Annotated in this window: 23 protein-coding genes and 1 riboswitch; of the genes, 9 read left to right on the top strand and 14 right to left on the bottom strand. The window is 68.4% G+C overall.

All coding sequences use genetic code 11. The annotated features are described in order from the left end of the window. Positions 1–51: 51 nt before the first annotated feature. Entirely contained in the window at positions 52–492 is a 441-nt protein-coding gene (locus tag AC1RKE_RS04630) for an OmpA family protein (RefSeq protein WP_348682925.1), read from the bottom strand. A 111-nt stretch (positions 493–603) separates the two neighbouring features. Beyond that, positions 604–945: a YMGG-like glycine zipper-containing protein gene (locus tag AC1RKE_RS04625; protein WP_054764362.1), complete on the bottom strand. Its 342-nt coding sequence runs from the start codon at positions 943–945 to the stop codon at positions 604–606. A gap of 133 nt (positions 946–1,078) precedes the next feature. On the opposite strand from AC1RKE_RS04625, the gene AC1RKE_RS04620 reads away from it, so the two are divergent. From AC1RKE_RS04620 to AC1RKE_RS04610, 3 genes are all read left to right on the top strand, one after another. Then, positions 1,079–1,345: a hypothetical protein gene (locus AC1RKE_RS04620; RefSeq protein ID WP_182713769.1), complete on the top strand. Its 267-nt coding sequence runs from the start codon at positions 1,079–1,081 to the stop codon at positions 1,343–1,345. 66 nt (positions 1,346–1,411) lie between these two features. Beyond that, on the top strand, positions 1,412–2,368 hold the full coding sequence (locus AC1RKE_RS04615; protein ID WP_348682924.1) for a diacylglycerol/lipid kinase family protein: 957 nt from the start codon (positions 1,412–1,414) through the stop codon (positions 2,366–2,368). After that, positions 2,368–3,219 carry a metallophosphoesterase family protein gene (locus AC1RKE_RS04610; protein WP_348682923.1) on the top strand — a complete coding sequence of 284 codons (852 nt, stop codon included), beginning with the start codon at positions 2,368–2,370 and terminating at the stop codon, positions 3,217–3,219. Before AC1RKE_RS04615 ends, AC1RKE_RS04610 begins: the two co-directional genes overlap by 1 nt. 100 nt (positions 3,220–3,319) lie before the next feature. Here AC1RKE_RS04610 and AC1RKE_RS04605 read toward each other — a convergent pair whose 3' ends face one another. The 3 genes from AC1RKE_RS04605 to AC1RKE_RS04595 all read right to left on the bottom strand — a co-directional run bounded on the left by AC1RKE_RS04605 (position 3,320) and on the right by AC1RKE_RS04595 (position 4,368). Further along, positions 3,320–3,499 (bottom strand): DUF1328 domain-containing protein, encoded by a 180-nt coding sequence (locus AC1RKE_RS04605; RefSeq protein WP_008262305.1) that lies wholly within the window; start codon positions 3,497–3,499, stop codon positions 3,320–3,322. A 114-nt stretch (positions 3,500–3,613) separates the two neighbouring features. Further along, the gene (locus tag AC1RKE_RS04600) at positions 3,614–4,024 is read right to left on the bottom strand and encodes a hypothetical protein (RefSeq protein ID WP_201463446.1); all 411 of its coding nucleotides are present in this window, start codon (positions 4,022–4,024) and stop codon (positions 3,614–3,616) included. Beyond that, positions 4,024–4,368 (bottom strand): ElaB/YgaM/YqjD family protein, encoded by a 345-nt coding sequence (locus tag AC1RKE_RS04595; protein ID WP_054764358.1) that lies wholly within the window; start codon positions 4,366–4,368, stop codon positions 4,024–4,026. Before AC1RKE_RS04595 ends, AC1RKE_RS04600 begins: the two co-directional genes overlap by 1 nt. A gap of 137 nt (positions 4,369–4,505) precedes the next feature. On the opposite strand from AC1RKE_RS04595, the gene AC1RKE_RS04590 reads away from it, so the two are divergent. From AC1RKE_RS04590 to AC1RKE_RS04580, 3 genes are all read left to right on the top strand, one after another. Then, positions 4,506–5,159 carry a fumarylacetoacetate hydrolase family protein gene (locus tag AC1RKE_RS04590; RefSeq protein ID WP_348682922.1) on the top strand — a complete coding sequence of 218 codons (654 nt, stop codon included), beginning with the start codon at positions 4,506–4,508 and terminating at the stop codon, positions 5,157–5,159. Beyond that, a complete protein-coding gene (gene maiA / locus AC1RKE_RS04585; protein WP_348682921.1) occupies positions 5,159–5,794 on the top strand; it encodes a maleylacetoacetate isomerase in 636 nt (211 codons plus the stop codon). The genes AC1RKE_RS04590 and maiA overlap by 1 nt, the downstream gene beginning before the upstream one ends. Positions 5,795–5,884: 90 nt before the next feature. Then, a complete protein-coding gene (locus AC1RKE_RS04580; RefSeq protein WP_348682920.1) occupies positions 5,885–6,805 on the top strand; it encodes an aldo/keto reductase in 921 nt (306 codons plus the stop codon). On the opposite strand, the gene AC1RKE_RS04575 is transcribed toward AC1RKE_RS04580, so the two are convergent. Further along, positions 6,789–8,612 carry a TonB-dependent receptor plug domain-containing protein gene (locus AC1RKE_RS04575; protein ID WP_348682919.1) on the bottom strand — a complete coding sequence of 608 codons (1,824 nt, stop codon included), beginning with the start codon at positions 8,610–8,612 and terminating at the stop codon, positions 6,789–6,791. The genes AC1RKE_RS04580 and AC1RKE_RS04575 overlap by 17 nt on opposite strands. Before the next feature lie 145 nt (positions 8,613–8,757). Beyond that, positions 8,758–8,965: riboswitch (cobalamin riboswitch) on the bottom strand. A 50-nt stretch (positions 8,966–9,015) separates the two neighbouring features. On the opposite strand from AC1RKE_RS04575, the gene mutS reads away from it, so the two are divergent. Further along, positions 9,016–11,700, top strand: coding sequence for a DNA mismatch repair protein MutS (gene mutS / locus AC1RKE_RS04570; RefSeq protein ID WP_348682918.1), 2,685 nt, complete (start codon positions 9,016–9,018; stop codon positions 11,698–11,700). A gap of 86 nt (positions 11,701–11,786) precedes the next feature. Further along, positions 11,787–13,613, top strand: coding sequence for a methyl-accepting chemotaxis protein (locus AC1RKE_RS04565; protein ID WP_348682917.1), 1,827 nt, complete (start codon positions 11,787–11,789; stop codon positions 13,611–13,613). A gap of 88 nt (positions 13,614–13,701) precedes the next feature. On the opposite strand, the gene lpdA is transcribed toward AC1RKE_RS04565, so the two are convergent. From lpdA to AC1RKE_RS04550, 3 genes are all read right to left on the bottom strand, one after another. Beyond that, on the bottom strand, positions 13,702–15,108 hold the full coding sequence (gene lpdA, locus AC1RKE_RS04560; protein WP_054764351.1) for a dihydrolipoyl dehydrogenase: 1,407 nt from the start codon (positions 15,106–15,108) through the stop codon (positions 13,702–13,704). Positions 15,109–15,220: 112 nt separating this feature from the next. Next, positions 15,221–17,101 (bottom strand): PAS domain-containing sensor histidine kinase, encoded by a 1,881-nt coding sequence (locus tag AC1RKE_RS04555; RefSeq protein ID WP_182713761.1) that lies wholly within the window; start codon positions 17,099–17,101, stop codon positions 15,221–15,223. Positions 17,102–17,304: 203 nt separating this feature from the next. After that, positions 17,305–20,154, bottom strand: coding sequence for a TonB-dependent receptor (locus AC1RKE_RS04550; protein WP_348682916.1), 2,850 nt, complete (start codon positions 20,152–20,154; stop codon positions 17,305–17,307). A gap of 238 nt (positions 20,155–20,392) precedes the next feature. Between AC1RKE_RS04550 and AC1RKE_RS04545 the strand changes: the two genes are divergently transcribed. Further along, positions 20,393–21,496, top strand: coding sequence for a phytase (locus AC1RKE_RS04545; RefSeq protein WP_336969617.1), 1,104 nt, complete (start codon positions 20,393–20,395; stop codon positions 21,494–21,496). Positions 21,497–21,508: 12 nt separating this feature from the next. Here the strand turns inward: AC1RKE_RS04545 and AC1RKE_RS04540 are convergent, their stop codons facing one another. From AC1RKE_RS04540 to chvI, 5 genes are all read right to left on the bottom strand, one after another. Further along, positions 21,509–21,781 carry an HPr family phosphocarrier protein gene (locus AC1RKE_RS04540; protein ID WP_054764348.1) on the bottom strand — a complete coding sequence of 91 codons (273 nt, stop codon included), beginning with the start codon at positions 21,779–21,781 and terminating at the stop codon, positions 21,509–21,511. Further along, positions 21,778–22,182: a PTS sugar transporter subunit IIA gene (locus tag AC1RKE_RS04535; RefSeq protein ID WP_054764347.1), complete on the bottom strand. Its 405-nt coding sequence runs from the start codon at positions 22,180–22,182 to the stop codon at positions 21,778–21,780. Before AC1RKE_RS04535 ends, AC1RKE_RS04540 begins: the two co-directional genes overlap by 4 nt. A 117-nt stretch (positions 22,183–22,299) precedes the next feature. Further along, a complete protein-coding gene (locus AC1RKE_RS04530) occupies positions 22,300–22,734 on the bottom strand; it encodes an HPr kinase/phosphorylase (protein ID WP_228184900.1) in 435 nt (144 codons plus the stop codon). Beyond that, complete coding sequence (gene chvG / locus AC1RKE_RS04525) at positions 22,731–24,356, bottom strand: two-component sensor histidine kinase ChvG (RefSeq protein ID WP_348682915.1); 1,626 nt, start codon at positions 24,354–24,356, stop codon at positions 22,731–22,733. The genes AC1RKE_RS04530 and chvG overlap by 4 nt, the downstream gene beginning before the upstream one ends. Beyond that, positions 24,325–25,029 carry a two-component response regulator ChvI gene (chvI, locus tag AC1RKE_RS04520; RefSeq protein ID WP_054764344.1) on the bottom strand — a complete coding sequence of 235 codons (705 nt, stop codon included), beginning with the start codon at positions 25,027–25,029 and terminating at the stop codon, positions 24,325–24,327. The genes chvG and chvI overlap by 32 nt, the downstream gene beginning before the upstream one ends. Positions 25,030–25,150 lie beyond the last annotated feature (121 nt).

Here is a 25,150-nt window from a genome sequence, read left to right as displayed (position 1 = left end):
GATCGGCCTTTTAGGCCGGGAGACCGCCCCTGTCAGGGCGCCTTTACGGGATCAGCGAGGATGGGCGTCGATCGCCACCTCGGTGCGGCGGCGCAACGGCTCGGCAGCGCCCTCGGTCGTGACTGCGCCGACGTCCCCGGCGGCGGCCACGTCGAAGACGGGGGCGGGCAGGCCGGCGGTGTTCAAGGCCTGGGCCACGGACCGCGCCCTCTGTTGAGACAGGCTGAGGTTGGCCGCAGACCCGCCCGTGGCGTCCGCGAGGCCCAGCACCTGGACCCGACGCACGTCACAGGGCTTTAGCACATTCGCCGCCGCCGTGATCGCCTGATCGGCCGCGGGCGTGAGACGAGCTTCATTCTCACGGAAATAAATGTCGAACCGCACCGGCGCGCACAGGGACTCGCCCGTCACGATCGCTTCGCGGGAAGGCGTCGTGGCGCAGGCCGACACGGCCGCAGCCAAACCCAATGCCGAAATCGTCAGATATCTCATGCCGTCCCCCTCGGTTGTGCGTCTGAGACGCAAAAAGGGCGGCCCGTCGCCGACGAGCCGCCCGGTTGAACGGACGCGAGCCGTCTCGCGCCCGTTCAGAAACCCTGAGGCTCAATAGCGCCGTTGGCCATTGTCCCAGTAGCATTCGTCCTGGCGGTTGTCGTAGCAGTAGTAGTAGCGACCTTGGCTGTCGCGATAACGCTGCTGGTTGTTGCGGTCCGCCTGAGAGCCGCGCACCGCGCCGGCCGCACCGCCCAGGGCGCCGCCGATCAGGGCGCCGGTGGCCGCATTGCCGCCGCCGACATTGTTGCCGATGACCGCGCCCGCCACGGCGCCGAGGCCCGCGCCGATGGCGCCCTGGCGCACCGTCTGGTTGGTGCCGCCGTAAGGATCGCTGGCGCAGGCCGAAGCCAGAAGACCGGCGCCGGCTATGGCGATGATGGCCTTGTTCATGGTGAATTCCTTTATCCTGGGTTCGCCCCGAATACGAGAACGCTGGACTCCCGCACCGGTTCCCTTGTCTATCACTGTTCCGCTGAAGCGGCTAAAATCGCCGCACGGCAGTCAAGCTTATGGGGGCAGGACGATGCGATTTTCCACACTGACGCGGGCTTCGGCCGGCGCCGAGGGACCGATCTGGTCGCGGCCTCGCAAACGCAAGCGCAGAGTCTCGGCGGCGTCCCTGGTCAACACTCTGCTGGTTCTGCTGGCCTTGATCGGCGCCCTGACGCTGGTTCTGTCGATCAGGGCGGGTTCGGTCGAGACCGCCGGCCGGACCATGGACGGATGGATCGCGACGGCCTGGGCCCACGGGCAGGCCTTGATCGGCCGAACGCCCAGCCCCAGCCGCTGAGGCGTCAAAGCGACGTTCGAGTCATGCTGAGGGGAACGGCTCGGCTTGGCAGGCGTTCGGCCCGACATGACCGACATCCTGAGCTCTGAGCCCGACACAGGGGAGGGCGGGCCGCGCCCGGACGCGGGCCGCGTCCTGACGCCTCATGCGTCGCTGAAGCGGTTGGTCATTCTGGTGAATCCGCTGTCAGGCGGCGTCGGATCGCGCGCCGTCGCAGAGGTCGAGGCGATCCTGGCCGACTATCAGGTGGAGAGCCAGGTCATGCTGTTGCAAGGCGGCGGCTTCGACCAGGCCATCGCCGACGCCTTCGCCGCAACGCCCGACGTCATCTTCGTTCTCGCCGGGGACGGCACGGCCCGTTCGGTGGCGGCCAAGGCCAGGCCGGACGGTCCGATGATCGCCCCCCTGCCCGGGGGCACCATGAATATGTTGCCCAAGGCGCTTTACGGCACCGGCGATTGGAAGGCGGCCTTGCGCCACGCCCTGGAGGAGGGCGAGCCCCAGACGGTGTCCGGCGGCGAGGTCGGCGGGGAATATTTCTACTGCGCGGCCATCCTGGGGTCGCCGGCCCTGTGGGCCCCGGCGCGCGAGGCGATGCGGACCGGAAAGCTGAGACTGGCCTGGGCCTATGCTCGACGGGCGTTGAGGCGAGCCTTTTCCGGCCGATTGAGGTTCAGCCTGGACGGAGGCGGCCGTCGCCGCGCCGAAGCCCTGGTGTTGATCAGCCCGATGATCTCCAAGGCGATGGAGGCGCCGACGGGGCTTGAGGCGGCGGCCCTGGACCCGTCGGACGCCAGCCAGGCCTTCCGACTGGCGGCGACGGCCCTTTTCAGCGACTGGCGCCATGATCCCGCGGTCTCGACCCGCCCCGCCAAGCGGATCGACGTCCGCGCCCGGTCCAAGATTCCCGCCGTGATCGACGGCGAACCCCTCCTTCTGAGCCCCGAGGCGACGGTGCGGTTCATTCCCAAGGCGTTTCGCGCCCTGGCGCCCAAACCCCCCGCCGCCGAGGACAGTCTGTAATGGGGCGTATTCTCCAGTTTTCCGATGTTCATTTCGGATGTGAGCACAAGGGGGCGGTCGCCGCCGCCCTGGAATACGCCCACGCCACGCCCAACGACCTGGTCCTGATCACAGGCGACATCACCCAGAAGGGCTATCCCAGGGAGTTCGAAGCGGCGGGTCGTTGGATGCGCGCCATGCCCGAGCCGCGCTTCGTCATCGTCGGCAACCACGACGTCCCCTACTGGGACGCGGTCGCAAGGCTGTTCCATCCCTGGAAAGCGTTCGAGACGGCGACCGGGTTTCCGGCCCACGACGGCCAGTTCTGCAATGAGACCGTCATGGTGCGCGGCGTCGTCACGGCGCGCGGCTGGCAAGCTCGGCCCAACTGGTCAAAGGGGGTCATCGATCTGGACCAGACCCGGCGCGCGGCCGAGGCCCTGCGGCAGGCGCCGATCGGGGCGCTGCGCATCCTCGCCTGTCACCATCCGCTGATCGAGATGATCGGGGCGCCGATGACCGGTGAGGTCAAGCGCGGGGACGAGGCGGCGCTGATCTTCGCCGAGGCGGGCGTGGATCTGATCATGACGGGCCATGTCCATGTGCCCTTCGCCCTGGCGATCGACCTGGCGGATCGCTGTTCCTATGCGGTGGGTTGCGGAACCTTGTCGCATCGGGAGCGGGGATCGCCGCCCGGCTTCAATCAGGTGGAGTGGGACGCCAAGACCATCACGGTCACCGCCCTGGCCTGGGACGGCGCGGCCTACAGGCCGCATCAGGTGTGGAGGCTTCCGCGTCGCCAAGACACCCGCCGCGCGGCGACGGCGCCCGATCCGAACGCGCCGGGCATGCTGGAAAAGGCGGCGGTCTGACGCCGCCTTTCCATCTCGGCCACGGCCCATAAGGACCTCGGCATGAAGAAAGGGCCGGAACTCGCGTTCCGGCCCTTTCCGTTTTGAAGCTCGACGCCCTTTACAATCGAGGCGCGCCGCGTCCGCGAAGTCCGCCGGCCACAAGGGCGATGACGAACAGGATGATGGCGATCACGGCGATGAATTTGGCGATCTCGAACGAGAAGTTCGCGATGCCGCCGAAGCCGAGAACGGCTGCGATCAAAGCCACGACCAGGAAGATAATTGCCCAGCGAATCATGGGTTTAGCTCTCCTGCGTTGATGTTTCCGACGGCGGCCTCGCAGCCGTTCGTCCGTCGGTGGATCAACGTTCCCGGTCGCGGGGCGTTCCGCCCGCGACAGAGAAAGGAAAGACTATCGCCGGCGGCGTCGGCCGTAGCCGCGATGCTCCATCTTGCGGTCCGCCACCATGCCGGCCACGATCGCGGCCAGGGCGGGATTGCGCAGCAGCAGGAAGGCGGCCCCCAGTCCGCCGACCACCCCGATGACGGGGCGCTCGCGCACCATATGCAGGATCTTGCCGGCCAGACCCTCCGGCTCGTCCTCCTCGTCCTCATCGCCCCCGTCGGCGCGCTTCAGGAAGACGAGGGCGACGATCAGGGCCGTCAAGGCGAACAGGCCGAAGGTGATGGCCGCCGCGCCCAAGGGCGTGGTCATCAATTGGAGGGCGTAGAACACAGCGACGCCCAGGAAGATGACGGCCAAAAAGACGCTGGCGGCGACCACGGCGGTCGCCACGGCGCGCTTGAGGATGCCCTTGAACATCAGCGGCGGCGACCGGCCAGCAGCATGCCCAGCACCAGACCGACGCCCAGGGCGATGGCCGTGGACTGGAGCGGACGCTCCTGCACCCGTTCGACGACATAGCGCTGGGCTTCGTCCAGGCGCTCGGCGGCGTCGTCGTAATATTCGCGGCCCCGAACGCGGGCGGCGTCGTAATAGGTGCGGGCCTGTTCGCGCACTTCCTCGCTCTTGGCGCGCAGGCGGGCCTCGGCCTCCTCGGCCTTTTCGCGCAGGCGCTGGGTTTCTTCGCGAGCGCCGGCCTTCAGATCCTCCTTCAGGGTCTTCAGATCGGCCTTGATGTCTTCTCGAGCCTTGGTGGTGGCCATGATGCGCGCTCCAGTTTCAAGCTTGGCATTAGAATAGGGAACCCCGTCTGCCAACGCCACACCCCTGTCGAGGTTCCGTCGTCGCCAATGTCGGTGAAGGCCTCGTCACCTCCGTCCCGGCGCCTTAGATTGGCGCCATGACCGCCTTTCTGTTCGAGCCCCGACCCCAGCCCAGCCTGCCGATCATCGGCGATGCGCGACGGTTTCCGGTGCGGCGGATTCTGTGCGTGGGCCAGAACTACGCCGCCCATGCGCGCGAAATGGGGTCGGATCCGGAGAAGCAGACGCCCTTCTTCTTTTCGAAGCCGGCCGACGCCGTGGTGACCGACGGCGCCGATCCGGCCTACCCGTCCGCGACGGCCCAGCTGCACTATGAGGCCGAGCTGGTGGCGGCCATCGGCGAAGGCGGGCGGATCGTCGGCTGGGCCGCCGGGTGCGATCTGACCCGACGCGATCTGCAGGCCCAGGCCAAGGCGGCCGGTCGCCCTTGGGACGCCGCCAAGGGGTTTGATCAGTCGGCGCCCTGCGGCGCCATAACCCTTGGCGCCCTGCCGAACCCGGACGGGTCCATCGTCCTGACCGTCAATGGCGAAACCCGCCAATCCAGCGTCCTCAGCGACATGATCCTGAACCCGGACCAGATCGTCGCGGCGGCGGGCGGGCTCTGGACGCTTCAGCCGGGCGACCTGATCTTCACCGGAACCCCGTCCGGCGTCGGGCCGGTCGTGCGCGGCGACAAGGTGGCGGTCGCCATCGAGGGTCTGGCGCCCCTGAGCTTCGAGATCGTCTGATGATCCTGCACGGCTATTGGCGGTCCGGCGCCAGCTATCGGGTCCGCATCGGCCTGGGGCTGAAGGGACTGGCTTATCAGACTGCGGCCCTTGATCTGCGCAAGGGCGAACAGAAGGCCCCGGCCTTTCTGGCGATCAATCCCCAGGGCATGACCCCCGCCTTGCAGCAGGGGGAGACGGTCCTGACCCAAAGTCCGGCGATCCTGGAATGGCTGGAGGAGACCCATCCCGAGCCGCCCCTGTTGCCGAAGGACCCCCAGGACCGGGCCCAGGTCCGGGCCATGGCGGCCCTGATCGGCTGCGACATCCATCCGCTGAACAATCTTCGCGTCCTGACCGCCCTGCGTCAGGAGTTCGGCGCCGATCAGGCGACGGTCGACGCCTGGGCGGGGCGCTGGATCACGCCGGGCTTCGACGCTCTGGAGGTCCTGGTCGCGCGCCACGGCGCGGGTTGGAGTTTCGGCGATCGTCCCGGTCTGGCGGATTGCTATCTGATCCCGCAGCTCTATTCGGCGCGGCGGTTCAATCTGGACCTGACGCCCTGGCCGCGCCTTCTGGCGGTCGAGGCCGCCGCCCAGGACCATCCGGCCTTTCAGGCGGCCCACCCGGATCGGCAGCCCGACGCCGACGGCTGAGCGCGCCCGATCCATATCGGCGGTCGATGAGTAAGACTCGCGTAAGGTCTTGATCAACCTCCCTTAAGCTTTGGGGCGCATGATCGCGGGGTGACGCAGTCCCCACCCTCTCCCTCGGCGCCGTCGCCGGTCGATCGCCTGGCCCTGGCCGTGGTGACCGAGCCCGAGCGCGCCGCCAAGCTCCTCATGGCCGCCCCGTCGGGCGCCCGCGAGGACGCGATGCGTTTCCTGTTGCAGACGGGAGCGGACGCGGGGGTCAAGGTGATCGCGACCAAGCCGACCGGCGACGGCGAACGGCTGTTGGGCCAGGCCTGGCCCTTCCCCTCCCCCTTCCGCGTCACGGTTCGCACCGTCGGCCTGGGCGAAGGACTGGATCGGGTCGAGGCGCGGGCGCGCCGCTCCTTGGAACGTCTGGGTCTGCCGCGTGGCGAGGCCCTGCTGGTCAACAATCCCGCCGACTTGGCCGGCGCCGAGGGACGGGCCTTGTGGGACCGGCTGCAGGCCTTGAAGGCCCGCGGCCTGTTTCGCAGCATCGGCTTCTGCGCCACGGTCGAGGACGGACCGGTCCTGCTGGCGCGACGCCTGGAGGCCGATGTGGTTCAGGTCGCCTGCAATCTTTTGGACCAGCGTGCGGCGGCCGAGGGAATTCTGGATGAGATCAAGGCTCTGGGGGCCCAGGTCCACCTGTCTTCGGTCTTCGCCGGCGGCCTGTTGTTCGCCCCCGGCGACGATCTGCCGGCCCATTTGACGGGCTATGATCAGGCGCTGTCGCGCATCCGACGGCGCCTGGCGGAACGGCGCTGCGATCCGATGCAGGCCGCCCTGGCCTACGCCTTTTCTCTGAAGGCGGTGGACCGGGTGGTGGCCAGCGTGGCCTCCGCCGCCGAGCTGCGCGCCATATTGGCGGCCGCCCATGCGCCCGGCCCCGACCTGGACTGGTCGGAACTGGCGCTGGAGGCGCCGGCGGCCTTCGCCGCCGACGCCCGCAGCCTGATCAGTAGCGCAGCCTGACCCCGACATAGGCCGACCGGCCGGGCTCTCCATAGCCGAACACCTGCTGATAGTGTTCGTCGCCCAGGTTCTCGATCCGCGCCGTCAGGGCGACCTTGTCCGTCAAAGCGTAGGCCGCGTTCAGATTGGCCGTGACGAAACCCTTGCGGACCACGGTCGAGAAGCCGCCGGAATCGTCCTGCTCGCCTTCCGCCCGCACGGTCAGGGCGCCCGACAGTCGATCCCCCGTCCAGCCCAGGGTCGCCGAACCGGCGTGTTCGGGCACGCGGAGCAGCCGGGCGCCCGTGGTGCGGTCCGCAGCGTCGGTCCAGGCGTAGGCCAAGGTCAGGTCGAAACCGGCGCCGAGGCGCGCGCGGCCTTCCAGCTCGAGCCCGTCCGACCGCGTCTTGGCGACGTTGACGTAGCGGCCGGCGGAATAGGTGATCTGGTCCTCGACGTTCAGCCGATACAGGGTCGCGCGTCCCTCGAATCGACCGTCGGCGGAGGCCCAGCCCAGGGCGATCTCGACGCTGTCGGCCGTCTCCGGCTTCAGCGCGGGCCACGGCTGGGGCGCGAAACAATAGTCGCACACCGCCTGGCTGACGGTCGGGGCCTTGAAGCCTGTGCCATAGGCGCCCGACAGGATGAAGCCGCCGGCCAGATCATAGGCCGCCGAAATCCGCCCCGTGGTCTTTGAGCCGAAATCGTCCGTGTCGTCGTACCGCAATCCGCCGCTCAGGTTCAGCGGGCCGGCGTCATACCGGGCCACGCCGAACACCGAGGTTATCGACAAGTCGCGCGACAGACCTGACGACAGGGCCGCCGAGGCCTCGTTGCGTTCGACGCCGAAGGCGTAGTCCACGCCTTGCGCCTGACCGTCCGCCTGCCAGCGGTAGGCCTGACGGTCGCCGCTGAAGGTCGAGCCGAAGCCGTCGCTGTAGGAGGTGCGCTCCAGATCGGACGCCGAGATGCTGAACTGATGATCAAGACCGAAAGCCTGGGCCGTCACCCGACCGAAGCCCGACCACTGTTCGCTGTCCTGGGCGTCGCCGGTGTCGGCCAGCACATAGTCAGGCGCGGGGAAGCCGTCGATGTCGGCGTGGCTGTCGTTCCAGCGCGCCGCGCCTTCGACCTTGACCGTGTGGGACAGGACATAGCGGCCCTTGGCGCCCAGGGTCGTGCTGCGAAAGCCGTCGGTCTCGGGATTGCCGTCCGCCTTGTCCGCCGCGGAAATCCCGTCGGTCTGGAAGCGCGAGACATAGGCGCTGAAGGCGTAGGCCTCATTGGCGACGCCGGCCGACAGGCGGCCGCGCACCGTGTCGAAGCTGCCGGCCTCGGCCTCGGCGCGAACGCCGTCGATTTCACGCGTGGTGAAGGAAATCACCCCGCCGATGGCGTCCGATCCCCACAGGGACGACTGCGGACCGCTGAGCACCTCGATCCGGTCGATGTCGGCCAGTTCGAAGCTGGAGAAGTCATAGGCGCCGTTCGGTTCGGCCGCATCATTGACCGGCGCGTCGTCCACCAGCACCAGGGTCTTGCCCGGCGTCGCGCCGCGCATGCGGACCTGGGCGATCCCGCCGAAGGCCCCCGTTCGCGTCACCGACAGGCCAGGCACGTCGGACAGGATGTCGGCGGCGAAGACGGCGCCGCGTTGCTCGATGATCCTAGAATCGATGACCCGGGCGCCGGGCGTCTCGGCGACGATGGCGGGCAGGCGGGTGGCGGTGACCACGACCTCGTCCAGCTGGGTCGCCTCATCGGCGAAAGCGGGTGCGGCGATGACGGCGGCCATGGCCGCCGTCGATGAAAGAATGGAGCGCTTCATTGTGAGCGATGTCCCCGTATCGGCCCGGCGAATGCGCGCGCAGGGTCGTGACCAGCGAGCCGATCCGCCCGGCCGCGAGGCCGGGACGACGCAAGATCGGGTCGCTTCCACGGAGAAACCGCGCCTCTGTCTGGTCCCGGACAGGAGCGAGCGACGTCGGCGGCCAGGTCTCCTGGCTTGCGGGTCATAAACCGCCGTCCTCGCCTTCCCAGTCACCCAGTGGCGCCGAGGTCTAGACCCCGGACGGACGACGCTCTCGCCGCCTACAGTTGCGGGCACAGCCACGGTGTCTCACCGTGTTCCCTTAACCGCCTGATCCGGCCTATCGCAGGGGCGACAAGCCTGTGCAAGAGCCGGTCAACGGGCTTGAGCGCCAGGACGCGATCCGTCACCCTGTCGCAACATGAACGCCCCTGTCTCTCACCCGCCTGACATCGCCGCCTCTCTGGAGGGCGCCACCCCCTTCATGGCCCAGTATCTGACGGCCAAGGCCGGTCAGCCGGACGCCATCCTGTTCTTCCGCATGGGCGACTTCTACGAGCTGTTCTTCAAGGACGCCGAGGTGGCGGCGGCGGCTCTGGGCATCACCCTGACCAAGCGGGGCAAGCACCAGGGCGAGGACATCCCCATGGCCGGGGTGCCGGTCCACGCCATGGAGGGCTATCTGGCCCGGCTGATCCGCCTGGGCCACAAGGTGGCCATCTGCGAACAGCTGGAAGACCCGGCCGAGGCCAAGAAGCGCGGCGGCAAGGCCGTGGTCCAGCGCGGCGTGGTGCGGGTGGTGACGCCCGGCACCCTGACCGAGGACAGTCTCTTGGACGCGCGCGGCGCCAACCGGCTGGCCGCCGCAGCGGTGCGCAAGGGTCGCGCGGCCGTGGCGGTGGTCGAACTGTCTTCCGGCGCGGTGGACAGCGTCGCCTGTGCGCTGGAGGATCTCGGGGCGACGCTCGCCGCCTTCCGCCCGTCCGAGGTCCTGGTCACTGACCGCATCTATTCCGACCCGACGACGCGGGACGCCCTGGACGGGTCCGGCGGCGTGGTTCAGGCCCTGGCCTCGGCCATCGCCGAGCCCCAGGCGGCGCGGACGCGGGTCGAGCGGCTGTACGGGGTTGCGGCCCTGGACGGGTTCGGCGCCTTCGAGGAGGCCGAGGTCTCGGCGCTCGGCCTGATCGCCGCCTATCTGGAGACGACCCAGGCCGGCAAGGTTCCGGCCCTGGCCCCGCCCCGCCGTCTGGGCGAGAGCGGTTTTCTGGCCATCGACCCGGCGACCCGGGCCAGTCTGGAGATCGACCGGACGCAGAGGGGCGAACGCGAAGGCTCGCTCTTGGCCTGTATCGACCGCACCGTCACCTCGGGCGGGGCCCGGGCCCTGGCGGAACGGATCGCCCGGCCGCTGCGCGACCCCCTGGCGATCAATGAACAGCTCGACGCCGTCGAATGGCTGCTGGAGCGGCGCGATCTGCGGCGCGATCTGCGCGACAGTCTGAAGGCCTCGGCCGATGTGGCCCGGGCGGTCGGGCGGCTGGCCCTGGGGCGCGGCGGTCCGCGCGATCTGGCGGCGGTGCGGGTGGGCCTGTCCGTCGCCGAGGGGATCGCGGGCCTGTTCATCGGCCAGGTGGACCCGCTCACCGGCCAGCCGCGCCGCATCGCCCTGGCTCTGGACCGACTGAGCCTGTCGCCCGAGGTGTCGCGGCTGAAGGCCGATCTGATCGACGGCCTGGTGGACGAACCGTCCCATCTGGCCCGCGACGGCGGTTTCGTGCGCCCCGACTATCGGCCTGAACTGGACGCCGCCCGCACCCTGCGCGACGACAGCCGCCGGGTGGTGGCCGATCTGGAGGCGCGGGCGGTCGCCGAGTCCGGCGTGCCCTTCAAGGTCAAGCACAACGCCGTCCTCGGCTATTTCCTGGAAACCTCGGCCAAGGCGGCGGAGGGTCTGTTGCGGGCCGGGCCGGACAGCCCCTTCATCCATCGCCAGACCCTGGCTAGCCAGGTGCGGTTCACCACCGTCGAACTGTCGGAACTGGACGCCAGGATCAGCCAGGCCGGTCACCGCGCCCTGGCCATCGAGGCCGAGACCTTCGAGGGCTGGCGGCGCGAGGTCGCCCGCCTGGCCCAGCCGCTGCAGGCGGTCGCCGAGGCCCTGGCGGAGCTGGACGCCCATGCGGCCCTGGCGGAATGGGCCCAGGAAGCCGGGGCGACCCGGCCGGTGGTGGACGACAGTCTGGTCTTTTCGGTCGAGGCCGGGCGGCATCCGGTGGTCGAGGCGGCGGTCAAGGCGGCCGGCGATCCCTATACGCCCAACAACGCCCGGCTGGACGGGGCTGGATCGGACTGCGCCCGGCTGGCCATCGTCACCGGGCCGAACATGGCCGGTAAGTCGACCTTCCTGCGCCAGAACGCCCTTCTGGTGATCCTGGCCCAGGCCGGGGCCTTCGTGCCCGCGCGGGCCATGCGTCTGGGCGTGGTCGACCGGCTGTTCAGCCGCGTCGGCGCCGGCGACGACCTGGCGCGCGGCCGATCCACCTTCATGATGGAGATGGTCGAGACCGCCGCCATCCTGACCCAGGCCACGCCGCGCAGCTTCGTGGTTCTGGACGAGATCGGCCGCGGCACGGCGACCTATGACGGCCTGGCCATCGCCTGGGCCACGGCCGAGGCCCTGCACGACGTCAACCGCGCCCGCACCCTGTTCGCCACCCACTATCACGAGCTGGCCCAGCTGGAGACGCGGCTGGACCACGTCTGCAACCTGTCCATGACGGCCAAGGAGTGGAACGGCGACCTGGTCTTTCTGCACGAGGCGGCGCCGGGGGCGGCGGACCGGTCCTACGGCGTTCAGGTGGCCAAGCTGGCCGGGGCGCCGGCCGCGGTGGTGGCGCGGGCCAAGGCGGTGCTGGAGCGGCTGGAAGGGGAGAAGGCCGCTGCGGCCCGCCTGGACGACCTGCCGCTGTTCGCCGTGGCCGAGCCGGAGCCGGCGCGCGCGCCCTCCAGGCTGGAGGCGGCCTTGCAGGCGGTGGACCCCGACGCCCTGACGCCGCGCGAGGCTCTGGAGACCCTCTACAGGTTGAAGAGCCTGGCTGACTGAGAAGGTCGGCCCTTGCCAGGGATAGAAATCCAGACCCTGTTCGGTAACAGTCGTGGTCCGCCAGACCGAATCGCTGAGGATCGGCCATGAAGCCCAGCGCGCTTTCCCTTTCCGGCAAGACGGCCTTGATGGTCATTACGGCCCTGGGCGTCCTGACCCTGGTGCTGACGGCCGTCGCTGCGGTCCTGCTGACCCGCGACGCTGAGGCCCAGGCCGCCGAGCGTCAGGAAGCCAATATGCGGGTCGCCTGGGACGTGCTGGCCGATTACGGCGACGGCTTCACGGCGCGCGACGGCAGGCTGTATGTCGGATCGACCCCGATGAACGACTTCGTCGAGCCGGTGGACCGGATCAAGACCCTGGTCGGGGGTACGGCCACCGTCTTTCTGAACGATCTGCGCGTGACCACCAATGTGGTCAAGGACGACGGCTCGCGCGCCGTCGGCACTCGGCTGAAGCCCGGCCCCGTCTATGATGCGGTGCTGAAGGCGGGCCAACCCTATCGAGGCCAGGCCGACATTCTGGGCAAGCCTTATTTCGTCGCCTACGACCCGATCAAGACCAGGGCCGGCCAGACCATCGGCGTGCTGTATGTCGGCATTCCCAAGGCGGACTTCATGGCCTCGGTGAACCAGGTGATGATCGCCCTGTTCGTGTGCGGCTTGGCCGCCGCCCTGCTGGGGGTCGGGCTGTGTCTGATCGTTTCCCGCCGGATGTTTTCGCCTCTCAAGGCTCTGTGCGAGCGGATGGAAGCCCTGCGCCAGGGCCGAACCGACTTCGACACGCCCTGGGCCATGCGTGAAGACGACATCGGCCAGATGGCCCGCGCCGTCGCCGCCTTCCGCGACGCTGCGGTGCGCCAGAAGGCCGCGGAAGCCGAGACCGAGGCCATGCGCGAGGCCGCCCGTGTGACGCAAGAGGCGGGAGAAGCGGAACGGGACCGTCTGGCTGAGGAAGACGCCCTGGTGGCGGAGGCGCTCGGACAAGGTCTGGCGGCCCTGGCGCGCGGAGATCTGAGCCATCGGATCACCGCAGACTTCGCCGAGCGCAGCCGCAAGCTGAAGGACGACTATAACGCCGCCGTGGACACGCTGGCGGCGACCATGGCCGACATCGTAGACCTGGTTGAGGCGATGCGGGCGGGAACATCGGAGGTGACGACGGCGACCGACGACCTGTCGCGCCGCACCGAAAGACAGGCCGCCGCCCTGGAACAGACCGCCGCCGCCCTCGATCAGATCACGGTCACGGTGCGCAAGACTGCGCAAGGCGCCCGGTCCGCCGCCGACATCACCGCCGAGGCCCGAAGCGGCGCCGCGACGCGCGAACAGATCATCGCCGAGACCACAGCCGCCATGGGCGAGATCGAGGCGACCTCGGGCCGGATCGGGGAAATCATCGGGGTGATCGACGAAATCGCCTTCCAGACCAATCTCCTGGCCCTGAACGCCGGGGTCGAGGCGGCGCGGGCGGGCGAGGCCGGTCGCGGTTTCGCGGTGGTGGCCTCAGAGGTTCGCGCCCTGGCCCAGAGGTCGGCGGGGGCCGCGCGCGAGATCAAGGGTCTGATCGCCGCCTCCAGCGCCAGCGTCGGCGAGGGCGCTCGACTGGTGTCCCAGACCGGTGCGGCCCTGACCGCCTTGATCGGCCAGGTGGCCGAAATCAACCAGCTGGCCGGCGAGATCGCCGCCTCGGCCAAGGCGCAGGCCGAGGGGCTGGCCGAGGTCAATACGGCCGTCAACCAGATGGACCAGACCACCCAGCAGAACGCCGCCATGGTCCAACAGACCACCGCCGCCAACCAGGCGCTCAGCCAGGAGGCGGAACGGCTGGCCGAACTGGTGTCGCGCTTCCGTCTGGGCGACGGGGCGCCATACGGCGACGCTCAGGACGAACGGACGGTCTGGGCCGCCTGAGCGGGATCGAACAGGCGCAAATGAAAGGCCCGCCCGGATCCTCCGGGCGGGCCTTGTCACATCGACTGACAGGTCGACGGGGGCCGGATCAGGCCTGCATCATCCAGCCTTCGACGTCCATGGCCGCCTGACGGACGGCTTCCGAACGGGTGGGGTGGGCGTGGCAGGTGCGGGCGATGTCTTCCGAGGCGCCGCCGAAGCTCATGGTGACGGCGGCTTCGTGGATCATTTCGCCGGCCTGGGGGCCCATGATGTGGACGCCCAGAACCTTGTCGGTGGCGGCGTCGGCCAGAACCTTAACGAAGCCGTCGGTCTCGTGGTTGATCTTGGCGCGGCTGTTGGCGGTGAAGGGGAATTTGCCCTTCTTGTAGGCGACGCCTGCGGCCTTCAGCTGATCCTCGGTCTGACCGACCCAGGCGACTTCGGGGAAGGTGTAGACCACGCTGGGCACCAGGGCGTAGTCGACGTGGCCGTATTTGCCGGCGATGGTGTCGATCACGGCGACGGCGTCTTCCTCCGCCTTGTGCGCCAGCATCGGGCCATGGGTCACGTCGCCGATCACCCAGACGCCGTCGGCGACCTTGAAGTGATCATGGTCGATGAAGCCGCGCTTGTCCGGCGTGACGCCGATGGTCTCCAGACCCAGGCCGTCCGTATAGGGCCGGCGGCCGATGGCGACCAGGACGACGTCGCCCTTCAGGGTTTCGGCGGCGCCGCCGGCCGAGGGCTCGACCGTCAGCTCGACCCCGTCCTTGCCCGACTTGGCGGCCGTGACCTTGGCGCCCAGTTTGAACGCCATGCCCTGTTTGGTCAGGGTGCGCTGGAAGGCGGTGGCGACCTCGGTGTCCATGCCGGGGGTGATGCGGTCCAGGAACTCGACCACCGTCACCTCGGCGCCCAGGCGGCGCCAGACCGAACCCAGCTCCAGGCCGATGATGCCGGCGCCGACCACAATCAGCTTCTTGGGCACGGCCGGCAGGGACAGGGCGCCGGTGGAATCGATCACCTTGCCCGCTTCAAAGGCGACGCCCGGCAGCGGAGTGGGCTCCGAGCCGGTGGCGATGACGATGTTCTTGGCCTCCACCGTCTGGACCGAGCCGTCGGCGGCGGTCACCTCGACCTTGCCCTTTCCGACGATCTTGCCCTTGCCCTTGATCCAGTCGGCCTTGTTCTTCTTGAACAGGAACTCGATCCCCTTGGTCAGGGCGGTGACGCTGTCGTCCTTGGACTTGTGCATCTGGCCCAGGTTCAGCTTGGGCTGGACCTCGATGCCGATCTTGGCGAACTCGCTGTTGGCGGCGTCGAACATTTCCGAGGCGTGGAGCAGGGCCTTGGACGGCATGCAGCCGACGTTCAGGCAGGTGCCCCCCAGGGTGGCGCGCATCTCGACGCAGGCGACCTTCAGGCCCAGCTGGCCGGCGCGGATGGCGGCGTTATAGCCGCCGGGCCCCCCGCCGATGATGACGACGTCGTAGGGAGCGGGGGCTTCGGCCATGATATCCTCTGGTCTTCTGGCGCGCGGGAAAAGCGCGCGGACACTAGCGCCGACCCCGCACGGGTCAACCGCCGCGCATCATATGGGGCGCGGAATCGACCTTTGCAGGGGGTCAGACGACCGGCTCGGCCCTGGTCTGCTCCTGCGGCGACGGCTCGGGCTGGGCGCCGGCGGCGCCTTCAGGCGTCAAATCCAGCGGCAGGGTGATGGCCACCTCAGCCCCCTCGCCCGGGGCGCTCTCCACGGTCAGGGCGCCGGACGCCTGTCGGGCGAAGGCGAAGGCCTGAGACAGACCCAGCCCCGCCGCGTCGCTTCGGGTGGTGAAAAAGGGTTCGGGCGCGCGACGCAGAGTGTCCGAATCCATGCCGGGGCCGGAGTCGCGCACGCTGAGCCGCAGGTCGCCGGCCGAGGCGATCGCCAGACGAACGGCGACCGATCCGGCGCCGTTCGAGGCCTCGACCGCATTGCGGGTCAAGGCGATGACCGCCGCCTCGAATGCGACGGGATCGACCCGCGCCGGCGCGGGCTGGTTCGGGGTCTCGATCATCAGATCGACGTCCGGTCCGGCGATCTGGCGCAGCCGGCCCTCCAGCCCCGCCAACAGTACGCCCAGGTCCAGGCGCCGCAGCAGGGTGCGGTCCTCGTCCTGAGAAAAGGCGCTCAGCCGGCGGGTCATCTGTTCGCCGCGTCGCCCCGCCGTCAGGGCCGCCTGGCCCAGCCGGCGGACGCGGTCAGGATCGTCGGAGTGGCGCAACAGCATGTCCAGGGCGGAGGTCATGACGTTCAGCAGGGCGGCGAAATCCTGCGTCACCCCGCCCGCCAAACGGCCGACATTGGCCATGCGGCGTTCGGCCTCCAAGGCCTCACGCAGATCGCGCTCCGCCTTTTCCGCCTGGGCCAGCGCCTTTTCATGGGCGAGCGCCTGGGCCTCCTGACGGCGGGAGAATTCGGCCTGGGCGGCGGTAAGGGCGGCGGCGACCGCGTCGGAGGCGGCCGCATCGTCGTTTGCCTCGGCGAGGGCGGGCGCAGCCGGGGCCGTATCCTGGGCCTCGGATACGGGCGAGCCGGCCAGAAGGATCGCATCCGCAGCGTCCGCCTCGTCGGTCAGAGGCAGGAGGGTCCAGCGGATCGCCGCGCCCTCGGCGTCGATCGTCTCTATCGGAGGGATATCCTCGCTCGGAGCGGTCAGAACGGCTCTGAGGGTCTGGCGAGCCTCGACCCGGCGGTCGGGCGGCAGGAACAGGTCGGCGAAATCGGCCCCCGCCACGCCCTCGCTGCGGCCCAGCATGACCAGGGCGGCGCGGTTGGCCTGGCGGATCGCGCCGTCGGCCCCGACCACCACCAGGGCGCTGGAGGCGGCGTCGAAGACGCGGTCGGACAGGCTCGGTCCCGCCGGGCGCGCCGAGGGCGCGGCCGGGGGCGCCGGCGGAGGCGTCATCGGTTCGATCGCCGGGGTGGTCAGGACGTCCGTCTCGACGATGGCGGCGATCGAGCCCGTGATCTGGCCGTGCTCGTTCTCGATCGGCATGGCCGTCACCGAAACCAGCATCTTCTTGCGGGTCGCCGCATTGACCATCAGGTGCTGAAAGCCGCGCACCGTCTGGCCCCGCAGAGCCCGTGCGCTGGGAAGGAGGTCGGGCGGCACGGTCTTGCCGTCCGGAAAGGTGATGCCCCAGGTGGCGGAGTGGAACCGCAGCCCCAGGAGTTCGGCGTCGCGACGGCCCAGCAACTGATGCGCGGCGCGGTTGGCGAAGACGAACTTGCCCGTCTGGTCCGTCTCGACCATGGCGACGGGAACGGCGTTCAGGGTTTCGAACAGGCGGCGATCCGAGGACTCCGCCACCTTCTGAACGATGTCCAGCTGATCCGTCGCGCTGGCGTGGCGCACCCGGTTGGCGATGGCGAACCAGATGGCGATGACCGCCGCGACATTGCCGAAGCCCGCCAGGAGTCCAAGCACCAGGGTCCAGTTGACCTCGCCTTCGAGGAACATCAGTCGATCCGTCTCAATTTGGGGCTCACATCCCCCGCATCGGCGTCCCCGTGCAAAAGGCGAACCGGTGAAGCGGAGACTTAGCGTGTTAACCACACGACATCGCGACAGGCCTCGTCAAGCCGTTCCAACCCTCTCAGCCCCAACGAAAAAGGGGCCGGACGTCGCCGCCCGGCCACCTCTATTCGCGGCTCGGCTGAGCCTTACAGTTTGAAGCGAACGCCGAAGAAGACGTTGTAGCCGAACTTCTCGTACTCATAGGTCCGTTCCTTGACCCCGTAGTAGCGGACGCCCGCCGAGTCGGTCAGGTTCTTGGCCTCGCCGAACACTTCGACGCCGTTGCCGAAGTCGTAGCTGGTGGTGAAGTCCAGCTGACCGCGACCTTCGACATAGAGATCCTTGCCCGGATTGGTCGCGTCGATCGCCTCCAGGAAATCTCCGCGGTGGGTGTAGGAGATCCGCGCGCTGAACCCGTACCGCTCATAGAAGAGAGCGGCGTTGTAGGTTTCGTCCGACTGACCCGGCAGGGCGAAGGTGTCGCGACCGGCGAAGGCGCGGCTGGTTTTGATTTCCGCATCCGTCAGGGTGTAGTTGGCGAAGACGCCGAAGCCGGACGCCCAGCCCGGCAGGAAGTCGAACGTCTGCTGCCAGTTGAACTCGACGCCGGCAATGTGGCCGTCGCGAGCGTTGCGGGCCTCGGTCACCTGGGCGACCGTGCTGGTCGGGGTGACGTAGGGCACATTGTCCGTCACCAGGGTGAAGCGGTAGTTGGACAGGTCCTTGTAGAAGGCGTTGGCCGAGATCACGCCCAGAGGACGCAGATAGTATTCCAGGCCCAGATCGACGTTGTTCGACAGGGTCGGCTTCAGATCGGGATTGCCCCGCGTCACGGTCGTGCGGCCGCTGTCGGTCGTTTCCAGAACGCGCGGGACGATGTCCGTATAGTCCGGACGCGAGATGGCGCGGGTCAGGGCGAAGCGGCCGATCAACTGATCGCTGAAGCTGTGGCGCAGCGTCAGATTGGGGAAGAAGTCCGTCTGATCGCGATCGACCGTGACCGGGGTCTGGGCGCCCGACAGGGCGACGCTGGTCGCCGACCCCTCGAAGTCCGTCTTCTCGACGCGCAGGCCCACGAGGACATCGGTCGCGCCGAGGTCGAACCTGGCCTGAGCGTAGCCCGCCAGGATGTCTTCCTTTGCGGTGTAGTCGGCGGTGATCGACTGGGGAATGCGGCGCACGCCAGCGGCCGAATCCGGGTTGGTCGAGCCAGCCCGAACCCGGTCGAAATAGTCCGTCACCAAACCGGCGTCGAATTTGAAGCCGAGGTTATAGTCGTAGTTCTGCGACGGACGATCGCTGAGCAGCGGAGCCAGGGTACCCGGATTTGCGGCGGCGGAGCGGTCGCGGAAACGCTCCTCATCGGCCGTCACTTCGCGTGCGCTGTACTTGGCGCCGAACTTGAGCTCGACTTCTCGTCCGCCGATGATCGTGGGCAGTTCGAAGTTGGTCTTGAAGGCGACGTCGTCCTGTTCGGTCGAGTTGGACCGGAAGGTGTTTTCGCGGAATTTATAGTTGTTGGAGTTCAGGTAGAAGCCGGTCGGGTCGCTGAAGACCGAATAGGTCGGCTGATAGTGGTCGGCCGTGTTGTAAAACATCGTCGGCACCGGGTCCGAGCGATAGACCAGTTCGTCACGGTGCGGATAGGTCTGCTCGCTGTCGGCGAACGACAGGACGGCATCCCAGACCGCCCCGTTGCCGAACGTCCGCTGGCCGCCCAACTGCACGGTGGAGATGTCGTTCTCTTGCGTGCGGTGACGCAGTTGCTTGTAGATGCGGGCGTTGTTGAAGGTGGCGCTGGTGTCGGTCGATCCCGGTTGCAGCGTGCCGTCGCTGTAGGTGAAGTTCAGCGTGTTGCGGAACTCGTCGTCGCGGAACTGGGCGTAGGAGCCCTTCAGCCAGACGCGGGTCGCCTCGCTGGGACGCCATTCCAGGGCGCCCGTCACCGCCTTGCGTGTGCGCTCGGTCTCGTAGTCCTTGAACAGGGTGTTCTCGAGACCCCAGATCTGGCCGCCGCCCTGCGCGGGGTTGCGGTTGATCAGCACCCATCCGTTCTCGACGTTGTCGGGACGGCGGTTGGTTTCGGAATAGCTCAACGACACCAGGGCGCCGAAGGTTTGGTTCGGGCCGAAGACGTTGGAAGCCGTCAGGCCGCCGCGATAGTCCTCGCCGCCGTAATCATTGTAGCTGCCGCCCGCGTAACCGCTGAGCGCCAGGCGGCGCTTGTCGAAGGGCGAGCGCGTCTTGATGTCCACGGCGCCGGCGATGGAATCCGCGTCCTGGCTGGGGCGCAGGGTCTTGGAGACCTCGACGGTCGAGACGATGTCCGACGGCAGGGTGTCGAGATCGACCGCGCGGGTCGACGGCGACACGGCGGGGACGGCCACCCCATCCACCGAGATGGCGGTGAAGCTGGACGGCGCGCCGCGGACGTTGATGTAGCGGCCTTCGCCCTGGTCGCGCTGGATGGCGATCCCTTGGACGCGCTGCAGGGACTCGGCGACGTTGGGGTCGGGGTAGCGGCCGATGGCGTCGGCTGACAGGACGTTGATGGTGCCGTCGGCGTTCTTCTGCTGGTTCAGCGAACGGGCCACGCCGTCGGTGATGACGCCGGTGACGATCACGTCGCTGACCGTGGCGGCCTCGGCCGCGCCGAGCGCGATGGCGACTTCGGTCCCACCTTGAACCACATTAACGGTCTGGCTGGCCGAGGGCTGGCCGATGTAGCGCACGTCCAACACCGCCGTACCGGTCGGCAGAACCAGGTCGAACTCGCCCTGGGTGTTGGTCACGGCGCGTTGGCCGGTGGCGCGAACGACCACCTCCGCACCCGGGAGGGCGTCGCCGGCGGCGTTGGTGACCCGACCGTGAACCACTTCGCCGGCGACGGCGACCGAGGCGGCCAGGGCGGAGCCCTCATAGGCGTGAGCCGGCAGGGCGGCGGTCACAGCGGCGAGCGACGCGAGCGAGGCGCCCGCGAGGAGATGGAATTTCATGACGATGTCCCCAATGCCGGGTTCAATCCCGACGAATACAGCCGCGCTTAGCGCCGAGCGGCGAAAGGATCGCGACGGTTCAGCGACGCTTGCGGATCGGTTCGGCGTCGTTGGTGTGACAAATCGTCAGTAAGCTGGCGAATCAACGTTCTGTCGTCGTGAAAACGTCACTCATTCGCCGTTGACGCCCTGCGTCGTCTTGCGGATCAGGGCGCTTCTCATTCGTAGGGGGAATATCATGAAGGTCAAGCTGGGCGCCGTTTGGTCAGGGATCTCGATCTCCGCACTCCTGCTCGCGGCCTGCGCGACCCATGAGGTGGATTTCCAGGGCGAGGGCGAAGGCTTCGTGGGGCCGGGAGCGGAGGTTCAGGCGGTGCTGGAGACCCCCTCGGTCGGCACGGCGGGCCAGGACGCCGCCGACGACCCGGCCGTCTGGGCGTCGTCAACCCCTGTGACGGTCATGGGCCAGACCACGCTCGGTTTCGTCGCCGGCACGGACAAGAAGTCGGGTCTTTACATCTACGGCCTCGACGGGCGGATCCTGCAATTCCTGCCGGAGGGCCTGCTGAACAACGTCGATCTGGTCGAAGGTCTGACCGTCGAGGGCCGTCCGCAGATCGTCCTGGGCGCCAGCGACCGCACGCCGGGCAAGACGGGGGTGTCTCTGTATCTGTTCGACCCGGCGGGAACCGGCGACAACCGCGTGCGGCCCTGGGGCGCCATCGCTACGGACGTGGTCGAACCCTATGGTTTCTGCTTCGCGCGTCGGGGCGATGAGGTCCATGCGATCCTGGTCGGGCATGAGGGCGAGCTGCGCCAGTTCATCCTGAGCGTGGACGCCGCCGGCCGTCCGGCGTCGCGCGAGGTGCGCCGGGCCGAGATCGGTTCGATCTCCGAAGGCTGCGCCGCCGACGAGGCGACCGACGCCCTCTATATCAACGAGGAGAATGTCGGCCTGTGGCGCTATGGCCTCAATCCGGCGACGGGCGCCGCGCGCACCCTGGTCCAGCCGATCGCCAAGGACCGCCTTGTCGCCGACGCCGAAGGGCTGACGACCCTGACCGATGGCGACAAACGTTATCTGATCGCCTCCAGCCAGGGTGATTCGACCTTCCCCGTCTGGCGCATCGACGGCGCGGCGCCCGAATACCAGGGGCGGTTCAAGGTCGTGGACGGGGCGGTGGACGGGATCACCGGCACCGACGGCCTGGCCGCCGCCGGCGGCGCGGTCGGCCCCTTCCCCGAAGGGGTGGTGGTGATCCAGGACGATGTGAACGACGTCGGGACCCAGAATTTCAAATATGTGGACTGGCGCGACATCCGCCGCGCCCTCGGGCTCTAGGACCCGCCGGTTCTACTGATCCTCGTCGAACTTGCGGGCGACGAGGTCCGTCAGGGCCTCAATCGCTTCCTGGGCGTCGGAGCCTTCGGCTGAGACCTCGATCTGGCAGCCGATCCCGGCGCCCAGCATCAGCAGGCCCATGATCGACCGGGCGTCAACGGTGACGCCGTCGCGCGAGACATGGATCTCGCTGTCGAAGCTGGATGCGAGCTTGACGAACTTGGCTGAGGCGCGGGCGTGCAGCCCCCGCGCATTGCAGATGTCCAGTGTGGCGGTGACGCTCATTTCTCGCCTGCAAGCACCCAGGATGCGACGGAGATGTATTTGCGACCGGCGTCCTGGGCATGGGCCACACAGGCCTCCAGCGTCTCACGCCCGCGCACGCTGGCCAGTTTGATCAGCATGGGCAGGTTCAGCCCGGCGATGACCTCGGCATGGGTCTGTTCCATCACCGAAATCGCCAGATTGGACGGCGTGCCCCCGAACATGTCGGTCAGCAGGATGACGCCGTCGCCGTCGTCCACGGCGGCGGCGGCGTCGACGATGTCCCGCCGACGGCGCTCCATGTCGTCTTCGGGCCCGATGCAGATGGCCGCCACCCCGCGCTGCGGGCCGACCACATGCTCCATCGCCGAAAGAAACTCCGAGGCCAGTCCCCCGTGGGTGACGATAACAAGGCCAATCATGAGAACGTCACTCGCATCCCCCGAACCATCCCCGGACCTCTCCCTGTCCGACAGGGAGGCCGGACGCGCCCACCTCGGGACCGCAAGGGCCGTGTCATAGACTCGTTGCGCGCCGGTTCAAAGCGTTCCGAGCGCGACTGCGACCATCTCGACGGCGGACGGGGGGCGGGGGTCCAGCGCCAGGAGCGGCAGATCCACCCCCGCGAACCGGCGGGTTTGCGGTTCGGGCAGGCGTTCGACCGCCTCGGGCACGCAGGCGACGGCCATGACGACACGGGCGATCCAACGTGTTCTGGCGGACACGATTCCGACCCCGCGCGCCTCGATCCGCCCGGCGATCGACTGGGGCGCCGTAGCGTAAAGCGAGCCTCCTGAGGCCCAGACTCGGGTGTAGTCGTCGCTGACCAATCGCCAACCGCGTCCGATCAGCCGCAGCGCCAGATCGCTTTTTCCGGCGCCTGAGGGCCCCAGGATCATCACCGCCCGCCACGCCGCCTCGTCCGGTCCGCGCCGGGCCACCGTGGTCGCGTGGATAGGGGCGGCCTCGGTCACGGACGGCGGCCGTTCGCCGGCAGGGCCACCACGAAACGAGCGCCCAGGATGCGGTCGTCCTCCGTCATATTCTCCGCCCAGGCGCGTCCCCCGTGCGCCTCGACGATCTGGCGGACGATGGACAGGCCCAGACCTGAGTTCGATCCGAAGGCCGCGCCCTTGGGTCGCGAGGTGTAGAAGCGTTCGAATACCGTCTCGAGATTTTCGGGCGGCACCCCCGGCCCCTGATCCTCGATGCGGATCCGGATCGGCAGCTCGCCCTCCGTCTCTTCCAGGATCACGCGCACCGCGCCGTCGGCCGGACTGAAGGAGCGGGCGTTGTCGATCAGATTGCGGAAGACCTGGCCCAGAGGCCCGTCGCGCCCCACCACCCGCAGCGCCTGAGCCGGCGGATCATACAGGACCGGAATGTCGCCGGGCTTGGCCGTCGTCTCATAGACGTTGACGATGTCGCTCAGCAGGGTGTTCAGGGCGATGGGGCGGGGCCGATCGCGCGACAGTTCCGCATCCAGCCGCGAGGCGTTGGAGATGTCGGTGATCAGCCGATCCAGGCGCCGCACGTCCTGCTGCAGCAGGGCGGTCAGTTTTTCGCGCTGAGCGTCCGTCTTCACCAGGGGCAGGGTCTCCAGGGCCGAGCGGATCGAGGTCAGGGGGTTCTTGATCTCGTGCGACACGTCAGCGGCGAACCGTTCGATCGCGTCCATCCGCGTGGACAGGGTGTCGGTCATCGATTCCAGCGACCGGGCCAGGTCGCCGATCTCATCCTTGCGGTCTTCCAGATCGGGAAGAGAGATGGATCGGGCCCGTTGCAGCTTGACCCCGTCCGCCGCCGCCGAAAGCCGCATGATCGGTCGCGCCACGAACAGATGCAGCAGCAGGGAGGCCAGGAGATTCACCCCCAGGGCCACCAGGGCGAAGGGCACCAGGGCGCGCCTCTGGGCGCCGAGGATCTCATCGACATTGCCGGCCTCAAGCGTCAGCACCCCCAAGACCTGACGCACATGTCGGATTGGAATGGAGACGGAGACGACGCGATCGCCCGACTCATTGCGCCGGAGCGTGGTCTGGGGCGCGCCGGCCAGTGCCAGCTCCACCTCGGCCGTCACCTCGCGCTCCGCCGCGTCCTTCTGTTCGGCCCGACGCGCGTTGACGCGCGCCAGATCGCCGGGCGCTTTGGAGCCCGCCGGGCGGGCGGGCGGCAAGGCCTGGCCGGGGATGTTTTCGGTGACCTGATAGCTGTCGATGACCTGCAGGCCGTTGATGTCGTACAGGCGCACCCGCTGCCCCTCGGGCACGAAGTTGTCGCGCAGCCAGCGGGCCGCCTCGCCGACGTCCAGCTCCGGGGTGGGCTCGCCTCGCGTGATGCTGAGCTGCCCCAGCACATTGCCGAGCAGTTCGGCCTGGACCTTCAGCGATTCCTGGCGCGCCTGAATCAACCCCTTGCTCCATTCATTGAGCAGGAGGGCGCCGCCGAACAGGATCAGCAGGCTCAGCAGATTGAGGGCGAGGATAAAGCCGCCGAGCCGCGAGCCGCCGAAGCGGAACAGCGGCCGTCGATGAGGCTCTTCCTCGGCCTCGCGGCCGGGAAGATCAGCTTTCGCGGTATCGGTAGCCGACGCCATACAGGGTCTCGATCGCGTCGAACTCGGGGTCCACGGCGCGGAACTTCTTGCGCATCCGCTTCACGTGGCTGTCGATGGTGCGGTCATCGACATAGACCTGATCGTCATAGGCCGCGTCCATCAGATTGTCGCGGCTCTTCACGAAGCCGGGGCGCTGGGCCAGGGCCTGAAGCAGCAGGAATTCGGTGACGGTCAGTTTCACCGGCTTGCCGTCCCAGGTCGATTCGTGGCGGGCCGGGTCCATGCTCAGCTTGCCGCGCTTGATCGCCTTGCCGGAGACCTCGGCCGAGGGCTCGGGCTCGACGCCGTCGGCGCCGGTGCGACGCAGCAGGGCCTTGACCCGCTCGATCAGCAGCCTCTGGCTGAACGGCTTGTGGATATAGTCGTCGGCGCCGAGGTTGAAGCCGAGAATCTCGTCGATCTCTTCGTCCTTGGAGGTCAGCATGATGACCGGGAGCTGCGAGGTCTGGCGCAGCCGGCGCAACACCTCCATCCCGTCCATGCGCGGCATCTTCACGTCGAGAATGGCCAGGTCGGGCGGCGTGCTCTCCAAGGCCGCCAGACCCGATGCGCCGTCGTGATAGGCGGTGATCTTATGGCCATGGCTTTCCAGCGCCAGCGAGACGGACGTCACGATGTTCTCGTCGTCGTCGACCAGGGTGATATTGGCCAAGGGGTCTTCTCCTGAACTTCCCGTTCCCGAAACCGAGAACGCACGGCAAGCGTAACCGTTCGATCGCGGTTACATTAGGGCCAAGACAGATGGGCCGCCAAGCCGCAGGTTTCAACGACGG

The sequence above is a fragment of the Brevundimonas sp. GW822-FHT03E11 genome, from assembly GCF_058801445.1.
Note: the sequence above shows the minus strand (reverse complement) of the source record. Positions and strands in the feature narration are given on the sequence as shown.

Coding starts and splice junctions, on each gene's coding strand:
- chvG (WP_348682915.1), bottom strand. CDS start 24,356: ATGGCGTCGGCTACCGATACCGCGAAAGCTGATCTTCCCGGCCGCGAG.
- AC1RKE_RS04630 (WP_348682925.1), bottom strand. CDS start 492: ATGAGATATCTGACGATTTCGGCATTGGGTTTGGCTGCGGCCGTGTCG.
- mutS (WP_348682918.1), top strand. CDS start 9,016: ATGAACGCCCCTGTCTCTCACCCGCCTGACATCGCCGCCTCTCTGGAG.
- AC1RKE_RS04615 (WP_348682924.1), top strand. CDS start 1,412: ATGACCGACATCCTGAGCTCTGAGCCCGACACAGGGGAGGGCGGGCCG.
- AC1RKE_RS04595 (WP_054764358.1), bottom strand. CDS start 4,368: ATGGCCACCACCAAGGCTCGAGAAGACATCAAGGCCGATCTGAAGACC.
- AC1RKE_RS04550 (WP_348682916.1), bottom strand. CDS start 20,154: ATGAAATTCCATCTCCTCGCGGGCGCCTCGCTCGCGTCGCTCGCCGCT.
- AC1RKE_RS04575 (WP_348682919.1), bottom strand. CDS start 8,612: ATGAAGCGCTCCATTCTTTCATCGACGGCGGCCATGGCCGCCGTCATC.
- AC1RKE_RS04535 (WP_054764347.1), bottom strand. CDS start 22,182: ATGATTGGCCTTGTTATCGTCACCCACGGGGGACTGGCCTCGGAGTTT.
- AC1RKE_RS04590 (WP_348682922.1), top strand. CDS start 4,506: ATGACCGCCTTTCTGTTCGAGCCCCGACCCCAGCCCAGCCTGCCGATC.
- AC1RKE_RS04545 (WP_336969617.1), top strand. CDS start 20,393: ATGAAGGTCAAGCTGGGCGCCGTTTGGTCAGGGATCTCGATCTCCGCA.
- AC1RKE_RS04610 (WP_348682923.1), top strand. CDS start 2,368: ATGGGGCGTATTCTCCAGTTTTCCGATGTTCATTTCGGATGTGAGCAC.
- AC1RKE_RS04565 (WP_348682917.1), top strand. CDS start 11,787: ATGAAGCCCAGCGCGCTTTCCCTTTCCGGCAAGACGGCCTTGATGGTC.
- AC1RKE_RS04540 (WP_054764348.1), bottom strand. CDS start 21,781: ATGAGCGTCACCGCCACACTGGACATCTGCAATGCGCGGGGGCTGCAC.
- AC1RKE_RS04605 (WP_008262305.1), bottom strand. CDS start 3,499: ATGATTCGCTGGGCAATTATCTTCCTGGTCGTGGCTTTGATCGCAGCC.
- AC1RKE_RS04600 (WP_201463446.1), bottom strand. CDS start 4,024: ATGTTCAAGGGCATCCTCAAGCGCGCCGTGGCGACCGCCGTGGTCGCC.
- AC1RKE_RS04625 (WP_054764362.1), bottom strand. CDS start 945: ATGAACAAGGCCATCATCGCCATAGCCGGCGCCGGTCTTCTGGCTTCG.
- AC1RKE_RS04620 (WP_182713769.1), top strand. CDS start 1,079: ATGCGATTTTCCACACTGACGCGGGCTTCGGCCGGCGCCGAGGGACCG.
- maiA (WP_348682921.1), top strand. CDS start 5,159: ATGATCCTGCACGGCTATTGGCGGTCCGGCGCCAGCTATCGGGTCCGC.
- AC1RKE_RS04555 (WP_182713761.1), bottom strand. CDS start 17,101: ATGTTCCTCGAAGGCGAGGTCAACTGGACCCTGGTGCTTGGACTCCTG.
- lpdA (WP_054764351.1), bottom strand. CDS start 15,108: ATGGCCGAAGCCCCCGCTCCCTACGACGTCGTCATCATCGGCGGGGGG.